This is a genomic window from Streptomyces sp. NPDC060027 (assembly GCF_042737005.1).
Taxonomy (GTDB): domain Bacteria; phylum Actinomycetota; class Actinomycetes; order Streptomycetales; family Streptomycetaceae; genus Streptomyces.
In genome coordinates this window covers 18,787-30,546 of record NZ_JBHWVI010000095.1, presented here as the reverse complement: position 1 = coordinate 30,546, position 11,760 = coordinate 18,787, and the positions used below count along the sequence as shown (strand labels likewise).

At 70.8% G+C, this 11,760-nt stretch carries 9 protein-coding genes; 6 read left to right on the top strand and 3 right to left on the bottom strand.

Annotation, left to right across the window (positions count from 1 at the left end; translation table 11 throughout):
* Nucleotides 1-99 precede the first annotated feature (99 nt).
* Complete coding sequence (locus ACFWBT_RS23200) at nt 100-618, bottom strand: DUF4245 domain-containing protein (protein ID WP_351541044.1); 519 nt, start codon at nt 616-618, stop codon at nt 100-102.
* 126 nt (nt 619-744) lie between these two features.
* Here ACFWBT_RS23200 and glpX point away from each other — a divergent pair, with 126 nt between their 5' ends.
* Nucleotides 745-1,776, top strand: a complete 1,032-nt coding sequence (gene glpX / locus ACFWBT_RS23195) for a class II fructose-bisphosphatase (protein WP_266762314.1) — start codon at nt 745-747, stop codon at nt 1,774-1,776.
* Between the two features lie 89 nt (nt 1,777-1,865).
* Here glpX and ACFWBT_RS23190 read toward each other — a convergent pair whose 3' ends face one another.
* The gene (locus tag ACFWBT_RS23190; RefSeq protein ID WP_266762312.1) at nt 1,866-2,234 is read right to left on the bottom strand and encodes a WhiB family transcriptional regulator; all 369 of its coding nucleotides are present in this window, start codon (nt 2,232-2,234) and stop codon (nt 1,866-1,868) included.
* A 199-nt stretch (nt 2,235-2,433) separates the two neighbouring features.
* Nucleotides 2,434-3,162 carry a DUF1707 domain-containing protein gene (locus tag ACFWBT_RS23185; protein ID WP_385703360.1) on the bottom strand — a complete coding sequence of 243 codons (729 nt, stop codon included), beginning with the start codon at nt 3,160-3,162 and terminating at the stop codon, nt 2,434-2,436.
* A 247-nt stretch (nt 3,163-3,409) separates the two neighbouring features.
* Here ACFWBT_RS23185 and ACFWBT_RS23180 point away from each other — a divergent pair, with 247 nt between their 5' ends.
* The 5 genes from ACFWBT_RS23180 to ACFWBT_RS23160 all read left to right on the top strand — a co-directional run bounded on the left by ACFWBT_RS23180 (nt 3,410) and on the right by ACFWBT_RS23160 (nt 11,742).
* Nucleotides 3,410-5,077 carry a fumarate hydratase gene (locus tag ACFWBT_RS23180; protein WP_385703357.1) on the top strand — a complete coding sequence of 556 codons (1,668 nt, stop codon included), beginning with the start codon at nt 3,410-3,412 and terminating at the stop codon, nt 5,075-5,077.
* A gap of 241 nt (nt 5,078-5,318) precedes the next feature.
* Entirely contained in the window at nt 5,319-6,722 is a 1,404-nt protein-coding gene (locus ACFWBT_RS23175) for a class II fumarate hydratase (protein ID WP_385703355.1), read from the top strand.
* A gap of 115 nt (nt 6,723-6,837) precedes the next feature.
* A complete protein-coding gene (locus ACFWBT_RS23170) occupies nt 6,838-7,530 on the top strand; it encodes a DUF402 domain-containing protein (RefSeq protein WP_385703352.1) in 693 nt (230 codons plus the stop codon).
* A 397-nt stretch (nt 7,531-7,927) separates the two neighbouring features.
* Nucleotides 7,928-10,099 carry a SpoIIE family protein phosphatase gene (locus ACFWBT_RS23165; RefSeq protein ID WP_385703350.1) on the top strand — a complete coding sequence of 724 codons (2,172 nt, stop codon included), beginning with the start codon at nt 7,928-7,930 and terminating at the stop codon, nt 10,097-10,099.
* A 179-nt stretch (nt 10,100-10,278) separates the two neighbouring features.
* Nucleotides 10,279-11,742 (top strand): catalase, encoded by a 1,464-nt coding sequence (locus tag ACFWBT_RS23160; RefSeq protein WP_356750496.1) that lies wholly within the window; start codon nt 10,279-10,281, stop codon nt 11,740-11,742.
* Nucleotides 11,743-11,760: the final 18 nt, after the last annotated feature.

Here is an 11,760-nt window from a genome sequence, read left to right as displayed (position 1 = left end):
AGAGACAGCCGCGGCACCACCGGACGACCCGCACCACCATGAGAAGGGCCCCCGGCCATATGGCCGGGGGCCCTTCTCATGCATCCGCATGCGGGGTGCCTACGAGGTCTTCAGGGCCTGCGCCATCTTCGCCAGCGTGCCGAACGAGCCGGTGCCGGTCACCACGGTCGTGGAGCCCTTGCCCTTGAGGACGAGGGCGTCGTAGTGGTCGCCTTCGTAGCGCTGCCAGGTCTGGTCGCCGATGCGCTGGGTGGCCTTGGTCTGCCGCGCGCCCTGGCTCGCCGAGTCGATGAACACGGCCGGCCGCTGAGTGGACTGCTCGACCGCCACGTACTGACCGTCGGGGGCCTGGTAGCCCAGGTGCCAGACGTCGAACTCGCTGCCGTCGTAGCGCACCGAGGTCGGCTTCCACGCCGTCGGCAGCCCCTCGGGCGCCGCCACGGGATAACTCGCCGCCCGGCGAGCCGTGAGCAGCTCGACCCGGTAGTCGACACGCTTGAGATCGGGCTCTGATGCGTCGTGCGGGATGAAGATGTAGATAACGCCCGCCATGAGCCCGATGAGGCCCAGGGAGAGAATCATGTCCCGGACCGACTGCTTGCCTTTCATACCTGCCACGGCCCTATCGTCGCAGGTACCCTGGCCTGCTCATCCGTGGGGCCCCCTGCTCATTTTGTAAGTCTGGCGATAGAGTCGGGACATCACCCTCATCCGGCCGTCGTCGTATCAGAAAGGTGCGTGTCGATGACCGAGCATCATCTGCCGTCCGAACTCGAAGTACCGTCGGAAGCCCCCGACCGGAATCTCGCCCTCGAACTCGTCCGCGTCACCGAGGCCGCCGCGATGGCCGCGGGCCGCTGGGTCGGCCGCGGCGACAAGAACGGCGCCGACGGCGCCGCCGTCCGGGCCATGCGAACCCTGGTCTCCACCGTATCGATGAACGGCGTCGTCGTCATCGGCGAGGGGGAGAAGGACGAAGCGCCGATGCTCTTCAACGGGGAGCGCGTGGGCGACGGGACCGGCCCCGAGTGCGACATCGCCGTCGACCCGATCGACGGGACGACGCTCACCGCCAAGGGCATGACGAACGCGATCGCCGTGCTGGCCGCCGCCGACCGCGGCACCATGTTCGACCCGTCCGCGGTCTTCTACATGGACAAACTGGTCACCGGCCCGGAGGCCGCGGACTTCGTCGACATCAACGCGCCCGTGTCGGTGAACATCCGCCGGGTCGCCAAGGCCAAGCGGGTCACCCCCGAGGACGTCACCGTCGTCATCCTCGACCGGCCGCGCCACGACGGCATCATCAAGGAGATCCGGGAGACCGGCGCGCGCATCAAGCTGATCTCCGACGGCGATGTCGCGGGCTCGATCCTCGCGCTGCGCGAGGGCACCGGCATCGACCTGCTGCTCGGCATCGGCGGCACGCCCGAGGGCATCATCTCGGCCTGTGCGGTCAAGTGCCTCGGTGGCACCATCCAGGGCAAGCTGTGGCCGAAGGACGACGAGGAGCGGCAGCGGGCGGTCGACGCCGGGCACGACCTCGACCGCGTCCTGACCACGAACGACCTGGTCTCCGGCGAGAACGTCTTCTTCGTCGCGACCGGCATCACCGACGGCGAGCTGCTGCGCGGGGTGCGCTACCGCTCGGAGACCGCGACGACCGAGTCGATCGTGATGCGGTCCAAGTCCGGAACGGTCCGCCAGATCACGTCGGAGCACCGGCTGAGCAAGCTGCGTGCGTACAGCGCGATCGACTTCGACCGCGCCAAGTAGGACCACCGGCCGAACAGGGCCGGGCGCCTTCGAAGGCGCGGAAGGGGCGCCCCTTGTGCGGAGGGGCGCCCCTTTTCCGTACGCGGGTGTCAGCCGGCCGCGGCTATCGGCCCCCGCGCCTTCTTGAGCTCCAGATCACGGCGGCGGCGCCTGGCGAGCACGACACGGCGCTCGGCGGCGGTGAGGCCGCCCCAGACGCCGTACGGTTCGGGTTGCAGCAGCGCGTGTTCGCGGCACTCGACCATGACCGGGCAGCGGGCGCAGACGCGCTTGGCGGCCTCCTCACGGGAGAGCCGGGAGGCGGTGGGCTCCTTGGAGGGGGCGAAGAACAGGCCGGCTTCGTCGCGCCGGCACACCGCTTCCGTGTGCCATGGCGCTTCCTGATCCCTGTCCCGCACTGGCGCCCGCTGGGCCGGAACGGCAGCTACCTGCAGGGACTGATGCGGCGGTTGCAGCACGGTCTACTCCTGACGACGGCTTCGCGAGCGTGCCGGGCACCGCGGAAAGTTCCGCCGCGCCCTCCAAGAGACGATGCAGCAAGGCCTACCCGCTGTGCGCGCGCCTATGCACTGTGTTCCGAAGCCCGGGCCTTCCCGCGCATGATCGATCGTCCATGACCGGACCACCGCGCGTCCGCCGCCGACGCCGTCCCGGGCGTCAACGATCCAGGTGCTTGCGCATGCTCCGGTCCACCCGGTCGGCCACCCGGTCGTTCACCCGGCTCGTGACCCGGTCGAGGATGTCCGCGATCAGCTTGCCGCGCTTGGGCCTCGCCTCGACGTTCCCGAGGACGGCGAAGCCGTCGACGTAGACCACGGGCGCGTCGGGGTCGCCCGAATCGAGCGTGTCCACCTCGAAGTTGCCCAGCACACCGCCGCCGTTGCCCCGCAGCGAGACATTCTCCGGGACACGGACCTCGACGTTGCCGAAGACCGAGACCGCCTTGATCACGACCTGCTGGTACTCGAAGATCGCCTCGCTCAGGTCGATCTCCACACTGCCGAAGACCGCGTACGCGTGGATACGGCGGCCCGCTCGCCAGCGGCCCTTGCGGACGGCGGCACTGAAGACCGCCACCACGTTGTCGTCGGCCTCCGCGGGGATCTCGCCCTGGGTGGGGCGATTGGGCGCCGAACCGTACGCCGAGGTCGCGCGGCCGGTGTGGGCGGCCGGCAGGTCCCGGACGAACTGGTCGAGCTCGCCCACCGTCTTGGTGGCCAGCACTCCCTCCACCCGCTCGGCGTGCTCCTCCGCGGTCAGGCGCCCCTCGGCGAGGGCCTCGCGCAGGATGTCGGTGATCCGGTCGCGGTCGGCGTCGGAGGCACGCAGCTCGGCCGGCTTCGCCGCCGTGGCGGGGGTCGCGTCGGGGTGCTTTTGAAGGTCCACGACAGCAGCGTACCCAAACGCGATAGATCGCGACTACCCCTCGCGCGCCGCCTGTGGAAAACCCGCCGGCCGTCCGGGCCGTCGGTCCGGTGTCCGAACTGAGCCTTACCTCACAACCTCGGCGCCCCTGTCAGGTTCTACGCTGGTGGACGCTGCCAATGAAGGCCGGCCTCCGGCGAGTGAGCCGAAGGGGCGCGCCCGAGGCGAACGAGCCCCAAAGCTGTCTGTCGAGTGAGGAATGGGCGAGATGCCTGAGTTCGCGTACACCGATCTGCTCCCCCAGGGAGAGGACACCACCCCGTACCGGCTGGTGACCTCCGAGGGTGTCTCCACCTTCGAGGCCGACGGGCGCACGTTCCTCAAGGTGGAGCCGGAGGCGCTGCGCAAGCTCGCCGCGGAGGCCATCCACGACATCCAGCACTACCTGCGGCCCGCGCACCTGGCCCAGCTCCGCCGCATCATCGACGACCCGGAGGCCTCGGCGAACGACAAGTTCGTCGCCCTGGACCTGCTGAAGAACGCGAACATCGCGGCCGCGGGCGTCCTGCCCATGTGCCAGGACACCGGCACCGCGATCGTCATGGGCAAGCGCGGCCAGAACGTGCTGACCGAGGGCGGCGACGAGGCCGCCCTCTCGCGCGGCATCTACGACGCGTACAAGAACCTGAACCTGCGCTACTCGCAGATGGCCCCGCTGACCATGTGGGACGAGAAGAACACGGGCTCCAACCTGCCGGCCCAGATCGAGCTGTACGCCACCGACGGCGGCGCCTACAAGTTCCTGTTCATGGCCAAGGGCGGCGGCTCCGCCAACAAGTCGTTCCTCTACCAGGAGACGAAGGCGGTCCTCAACGAGGGCTCCATGATGAAGTTCCTGGAGGAGAAGATCCGCTCCCTCGGGACGGCCGCCTGCCCGCCGTACCACCTGGCGATCGTCGTCGGCGGCACCAGCGCCGAGTACGCCCTGAAGACCGCGAAGTACGCCTCCGCGCACTACCTGGACGAGATCCCGTCCGAGGGCTCCGAGCTCGGGCACGGCTTCCGGGACAAGGAGCTGGAGGAGAAGGTCTTCGAGCTGACCCAGAAGATCGGCATCGGCGCGCAGTTCGGCGGCAAGTACTTCTGCCACGACGTGCGCGTGGTGCGCCTGCCGCGGCACGGCGCGTCCTGCCCGGTCGCGATCGCCGTCTCCTGCTCGGCCGACCGCCAGGCCGTCGCGAAGATCACCGCCGAGGGCGTCTTCCTGGAGCAGTTGGAGACCGACCCCGCGCGCTTCCTGCCGGACACGACCGACGAGCACCTCGACGAGGCCGGCGACGTCGTGAAGATCGACCTCAACCAGCCGATGGACGACATCCTCGCCGCGCTGACGAAGTACCCGGTCAAGACCCGGCTCTCGCTCTCCGGCCCGCTCGTCGTGGCGCGCGACATCGCGCACGCCAAGATCAAGGAGCGGCTGGACGCGGGCGAGGAGATGCCGCAGTACCTGAAGGACCACCCGGTGTACTACGCGGGCCCGGCCAAGACGCCCGCGGGTTACGCGTCCGGCTCCTTCGGCCCGACGACCGCCGGCCGCATGGACTCCTACGTCGAGCAGTTCCAGGCGGCGGGCGGCTCCAAGGTGATGCTGGCCAAGGGCAACCGCAGCAAGCAGGTCACGGACGCGTGCGACACGCACGGCGGCTTCTACCTCGGCTCCATCGGCGGCCCGGCCGCCCGCCTCGCCCAGGACTGCATCAAGAAGGTCGAGGTCGTCGAGTACGAGGAGCTCGGCATGGAGGCCGTCTGGAAGATCGAGGTCGAGGACTTCCCGGCCTTCATCGTGGTCGACGACAAGGGCAACGACTTCTTCCAGGATCCCGCCCCCGCCCCGACCTTCACCTCGATCCCGGTGCGGGGGCCCGGACTGGCGTAGTGCGGGCCCGTACGACGTCCTGGGTGGCGGCGTACGGGTGCCGCGTGCCGCGCCGTACGGGTGACGTCGTACGGGGTGCCCCGCGCGCAGCCCTCCGTGGCGGGTGAACGGCCGCCGACAAGGCGGCCGTTCGTTCTTCGCGGCCCTGCCGGCGCTGGGCCGCACGGACCAACGGCTTCGCGCGCGCCGGGCGGGAACAGCCGTGGGCTCCGCGATGCTGTCCCCCATGGAGGTGTCAACGATGGCAGATGGCCAGGGCGAAGGCGCGTACCGGATCGAGCACGACTCCATGGGCGAGGTGCGGGTGCCCGCGGAGGCGAAATGGCGGGCGCAGACGCAGCGTGCCGTGGAGAACTTCCCGATCTCGGGGCAGCACCTGGAGCGCGCGCACATCGAGGCCCTCGCCCGGATCAAGGCGGCCGCCGCGAAGGTGAACGGCGAGCTGGGCGTGATCGACAAGGATGTCGCGGAGGCGGTCCAGGAGGCGGCCGCGGAGGTCGCCGAGGGGCGCTGGGACGCGCACTTCCCGGTCGACGTCTTCCAGACGGGCTCCGGGACGTCCTCCAACATGAACGCCAACGAGGTCATCGCCACGCTCGCGACCGAGCGGCTGGGCCGGGACGTCCACCCCAACGACCACGTGAACGCGTCGCAGTCGAGCAACGACGTGTTCCCGTCGTCCATCCACATCGCCGCGACCGCCGCCGTCACCCGCGATCTCGTCCCCGCGCTGGAGCATCTCGCCACCTCGCTGGAGCGCAAGTCGCGGGAGTTCGCCGACGTGGTGAAGTCGGGGCGCACCCATCTCATGGACGCGACGCCGGTGACGCTCGGCCAGGAGTTCGGGGGCTACGCGGCCCAGGTGCGGTACGGGGTCGAGCGGCTGGAGGCCTCGCTGCCGCGGCTGGCCGAACTGCCGCTCGGCGGCACGGCCGTGGGGACGGGGATCAACACCCCGCCCGGGTTCTCCGCCGCGGTGATCGCCGAGGTGGCGCGGTCCACCGGGCTGCCGCTGACCGAGGCCCGCGACCACTTCGAGGCGCAGGGGGCGCGCGACGGGATCGTGGAGACGAGCGGTCAGCTCAGGACCATCGCCGTCGGGCTGACCAAGATCGCGAACGATCTGCGGTGGATGGCCTCCGGGCCGCGCACCGGACTGGCCGAGATCAGCCTCCCGGATCTCCAGCCGGGATCCTCGATCATGCCGGGCAAGGTCAACCCGGTGATCCCCGAGGCGGTGCTGATGGTCGCCGCGCAGGTCACCGGGAACGACGCGACCGTCGCCGTGGCGGGGGCGGCGGGGAACTTCGAGCTGAACGTCATGCTGCCGGTGATCGCCAAGAACGTCCTGGAGTCGGTCCGGCTGCTCGCGAACGTCTCGCGGCTGCTCGCCGACCGCACGGTGGACGGGATCGTCGCGCACCGGGAGCGGGCGCGCGAGTACGCGGAGTCGTCGCCGTCCGTGGTGACTCCGCTGAACAAGTACATCGGGTACGAGGAGGCCGCCAAGGTCGCCAAGAAGGCGCTCGCGGAGCGGAAGACGATTCGCCGGGTGGTGCTGGAGTCCGGGTACGTGGAGCGCGGAGACCTGACCCTGGAACAGTTGGACGAGGCGCTGGATGTCCTGCGGATGACGCGCCCGTAACGGCCCGCATCCGTGGAAAAACGCCTGATGACGGCTCCGTAACAGGAGTTCCCCGATGGCGGGAACCATGACGCGCGCCGCAGCGTCGCATGCCTGGGGCACCTAATATCTGGTCATGGCAGAGGGTGGAGCGGTGAGACGGGCGGAAGCGGGCGGGCCGGCGGCGTACTGGGAGCCCGGGAGTCAGATCCTGTGGCGGTACCGGGAGAACGCCGGTGAGCGCGTCCACATCTGCCGTCCCGTGACGGTCGCGCGCGATGACGCCGAACTGCTCGCGGTATGGATGGCGCCGGGCACGGAGTGCGTGAAGCCTGTGCTCGCCGACGGTTCTCCGGTGCACGGGGAGCCGCTGGAGTCGCGCTACACCAAGCCGCGCGCGGTGCGGCGCGACCGCTGGTTCGGGACCGGGGTGCTGAAGCTGGCGCGCCCGGGCGATGCCTGGTCGGTGTGGCTGTTCTGGGATCCGGGCTGGCGTTTCAAGAACTGGTACGTGAATCTGGAGGCTCCGCTGACCCGTTGGGCGGGCGGGGTGGACTCCGAGGATCACTTCCTCGACATCTCGGTCCACCCGGACCGCAGTTGGCGCTGGCTCGACGAGGACGAGTTCGCGATGGCGCAACGGGCCGGTCTGATGGATGCTCAACTGGCGGCACGCGTGAGGGAGGCGGGATGGTCGGCGGTGGAGGTGATTCGTGCGTGGGGCGCGCCGTTCTCGGACGGATGGCAGCACTGGAGGCCCGATCCGGGCTGGCCGGTTCCCGTTCTGCCGGATGACTGGGACCGTACGCCCGCGCACGTGTCCTCATGAGACCCTTGATGCGCCCCCGTGGTACAACCGTAGGATCGTCTTCCGCAAGGGCGCACGGCAGCAACAACTCCCGCAGGATGAGCCGAGCTTGACCATATGTCACCGAGGGGCGGCAGGACGTGAGCGAGGGGTACGAGGCGTACGGCGGCGTGGCCGGCCAGGGACCGGGCGCACCGCGCGGGCTCGCCAGCACGGCCGCGCGGGCGGGGGCTTCGGTCACCGGCCTCCTGTCGGCACGGGTCGTTTCCGGCCGCCCGCGGGCCGTACCGTGCCGGGCGACGGCGGTCCTCGCCGTCGGTCCCGGCCCTGACGACACGCAGAATCCGTTCCTGGGGCACACATTCCGGGTATCGGGGCTGCGGGACGAACTGCGCGTACGGCGCGCAGCCCCGGACGGATGGACTCGACACGCGTGACGGAGCACCCCACCTCGCACGAGCGCCGGCAGAGCGGCGCCGGCCGGCCGCCCGCCCCCGCGGACCCTCGCGGGGCGCTCCTGCGTACCCCGGAGCAGCCGTCCCAGCTGCCGGGTTCCGGCGCGTTACCGGTACAGGCCCGTCCGGGCGACGCCCCGAGGAGTTCGGGTACGGCCACGCCGCGCGGCAAGCGCGGCAAGGCCGGCGGCAAGGCGTCCCCGGACGCCGGCATGTCCGCGTCCTCCGGCACGGACGCGCCCCCGCCCGCCTCTCCCGGACCCGGCCCGGAGCACTCCCAGCCCTCGGCGACCGAGCCCGATCCGCACCGCCCGCGCCCCGCGCCGGAGAGCATCCCGATCCAGCCGGACGCCGAGCAGGACCGTTCCTCGCGGACCTCCGGCGGCAAGGAGCGCCGGACCGGGCAGAGCCTGCCGCAGGGCAGTCCGATGCCGATGCGGCGCGACGGGGACCGACTGCGCTTCGTGGGCGCCGCGACCCGGCGGATCGCCCGGGGCATCGACCTCGACGAGATCGTGATGGGGCTCTGCCGGGCCACCGTGCCGACCTTCTCGGACGCGATCCTCGTCTATCTGCGTGACCCGCTGCCGGTGGGCGACGAGCGGCCGACGGGTCCTCTCGTGCTGCGGCTGCGGCGGACCGACCGGATTCCCGAGGAGCGGGACACCGAGAGCGGTTTCCTGTCCGTGCTGCGGCCGGAGCCCAGTGAGCTGTCGGCGATGACGGCCGAGCTGTGCGAGGTGCGTCCCGGTGGCGCCCTCGCCGAGGTGCTGCGTGGGGTGCGGCCGGTGTTCGCGGACGCGCCGGCCGCCCGGGCTGCGCTGCCCGAGCTGCTCGGCGACGATCTGCCGGTCCCGAGCGGGCAGCGGGCGATCCTCGCCCCGCTGCGCGGCCGGCGCCGGGTGATCGGCGCGGCGCTGTTCCTGCGCCGTCCGGAGCGGCTCGCCTTCGAGGCGGACGATCTGCTGGTGGCCGCCCAGCTCGCCACGCACAGCGCGCTCGGCATCGACAAGGCGGTGCTGTACGGCCGTGAGGCGTACATCGCGGACGAGCTCCAGCGCACGATGCTGCCCGAGACGCTGCCGCGGCCCACGGGGGTACGGCTCGCGTCCCGCTATCTGCCGGCCGCCGAGACGGCGCGGGTGGGCGGCGACTGGTACGACGCGATCCCGCTGCCGGGCAGTCGGGTCGCGCTGGTCGTCGGTGACGTGATGGGCCACTCCATGACGTCGGCGGCGATCATGGGCCAGCTGCGGACGACGGCGCAGACCCTCGCCGGGCTCGATCTGCCGCCGCAGGAGGTGCTGCACCATCTCGACGAGCAGGCGCAGCGGCTCGGCACCGACCGCATGGCGACCTGCCTGTACGCCGTCTACGACCCGGTGTCGCACCGGATCACCATCGCCAACGCGGGCCATCCGCCGCCGGTGCTGCTGCATCTGGGCGGGCGGGCCGAGGTGCTGCGGGTGCCGCCGGGTGCTCCGATCGGTGTGGGCGGGGTCGACTTCGAGGCGGTGGAGCTGGACGCGCCGGCCGGGGCGACGCTGCTGCTGTACACGGACGGGCTGGTGGAGTCGCGGCTCAGGGACGTCTGGACGGGCATAGAGCAGCTGCGGGAGAAGCTCGCGGCTGTCGCGGCGCTGACCGGGCCCGATCATCCGCCGCCGCTGGAAGCGCTGTGCGACGAGGTGCTGGACATGCTCGGCCCGGGTGACCGGGACGACGACATCGCGCTGCTCGCGGCGCGGTTCGACGGGATCGCGCCGAGCGATGTCGCGTACTGGTTCCTGGAGCCGGAGGACGCGGCGCCGGGCCGGGCCCGGCGCCTCGCCCGGCGGGCGCTGTCCCGTTGGGGCATGGAGGACATGACCGACTCCGTGGAGCTGCTGGTCAGCGAGGTCGTGACGAACGCGGTGCGGTACGCGTCGCGGCCGGTGACGCTGCGGCTGCTGCGGACGGACGTCCTGCGCTGCGAGGTCGGTGACGACGTGCCTCAGCTGCCGCGGCTGCGGCAGGCGCGGGCCACGGACGAGGGCGGTCGGGGGCTGTTCCTGGTGAACCGGCTGGCGCGGCGGTGGGGGGCGACCAGGCTGAGCACGGGAAAGGTCGTCTGGTTCGAGTTGAACCGGAGCTGACCGGGTACTCGTCCGGCCTCGCCCCCGCGGGCCGGCGCTGAACCGGTGCCGGACCGGGCCGGCACCGGACCGTGCCGGCGCAGGACTCCGTCCCCATGTTGCCGACATGGTGTCGGCGGCGTTGACTGCTGGGGTGAGCGAAGCGACCTGACGACCTCATCTCCGACGGGAGGACGCTCGTGACGCAGGCATCCCAGAAGGCTCCGTACACCACGAACAACGTCGGGATTCCGGTGGAGAGCGACGAACACTCGCTCACCGTCGGACCCGACGGCCCGATCCTGCTCCAGGACCACTACCTCATCGAGAAGATGGCGCAGTTCAACCGGGAGCGGGTCCCCGAGCGGGTGGTGCACGCCAAGGGCAGTGGCGCGTACGGATTCTTCGAAGTCACCAACGACGTCAGCCAGTTCACCAGGGCCGACCTGTTCCAGCCGGGCAGGCGCACCGAGATGCTGGCCCGCTTCTCGACCGTTGCGGGCGAGCAGGGCTCACCCGACACCTGGCGCGACCCGCGCGGTTTCGCGCTGAAGTTCTACACCGAGCACGGCAATTACGACATGGTGGGCAACAACACCCCGGTCTTCTTCGTCCGTGACACGATCAAGTTCCAGGACTTCATCCGCTCGCAGAAGCGCCACCCGGCGACGGGGCTGCGCGACCACGACATGCAGTGGGACTTCTGGACCCTCTCGCCCGAGTCGGCGCACCAGGTGACCTGGCTGATGGGCGACCGGGGCGTCCCGAAGACGTACCGCCACATGAACGGCTACAGCTCGCACACCTACATGTGGATCAATGGCGCCGGTGAGCGGTTCTGGGTGAAGTACCACTTCAAGACCGACCAGGGCGTCGAGTTCCTCACCCAGGCCGAGGCCGACGAGCTGGCGGGGACGGACCCGGACCTGCACCGCCAGGATCTGTACGGGTCGATCGAGTCCGGGAACGCGCCGAGCTGGACGCTGAAGGTCCAGATCATGCCGTTCGAGGACGCGGCGGACTACCGGTTCAACCCGTTCGACCTGACCAAGGTCTGGCCGCACGGGGACTACCCGCTGATCGACGTGGGCCGGATGGTCCTGGACAGGAACCCCGAGGACTACTTCATCCACATCGAGCAGGCCGCCTTCGAGCCCTCGAACCTGGTGCCGGGCATCGGGCCCTCGCCGGACAAGATGCTGCTGGGCCGGCTGTTCTCGTACCCCGACACCCACCGGTACCGGATCGGCCCCAACTACGCCCAGCTGCCGCCCAACCGGCCGCACTCCCCGGTGAACTCGTACGCCAAGGACGGCCCGATGCGCTACGAGGCGTCGAAGGCGTCCCGTCCCTACGCGCCCAACTCCTACGGCGGCCCGGCGGCCGACTACGGGCGGTTCGGTGACCCCGCGAGCTGGCAGACCGCCGGTGAGCTGGTGCGCGAGGCGTACAAGCCGCACCGAGAGGACGACGACTGGGGACAGGCGGGCACGATGGTGCGCCAGGTTCTCGACGACGCGGCCCGCGACCGTCTGGTGGGGAACGTGAGCGGCCATCTCCAGGCCGGCGTGACCCGCCCGGTCCTGGACCGCGCCATCCAGTACTGGCGCAACGTGGACAAGGAGATCGGCGACCGGATCGCGCACAGCGTGAACGGCGACTGACCCGGCCGGAGGACCCGA

What these genes read in the sequence shown, in the direction of transcription:
- glpX (WP_266762314.1), top strand. Translation starts at nt 745, where the DNA reads ATGACCGAGCATCATCTGCCGTCCGAACTCGAAGTACCGTCGGAAGCC.
- ACFWBT_RS23180 (WP_385703357.1), top strand. Translation starts at nt 3,410, where the DNA reads ATGCCTGAGTTCGCGTACACCGATCTGCTCCCCCAGGGAGAGGACACC.
- ACFWBT_RS23175 (WP_385703355.1), top strand. Translation starts at nt 5,319, where the DNA reads ATGGCAGATGGCCAGGGCGAAGGCGCGTACCGGATCGAGCACGACTCC.
- ACFWBT_RS23170 (WP_385703352.1), top strand. Translation starts at nt 6,838, where the DNA reads ATGGCAGAGGGTGGAGCGGTGAGACGGGCGGAAGCGGGCGGGCCGGCG.
- ACFWBT_RS23165 (WP_385703350.1), top strand. Translation starts at nt 7,928, where the DNA reads ATGGACTCGACACGCGTGACGGAGCACCCCACCTCGCACGAGCGCCGG.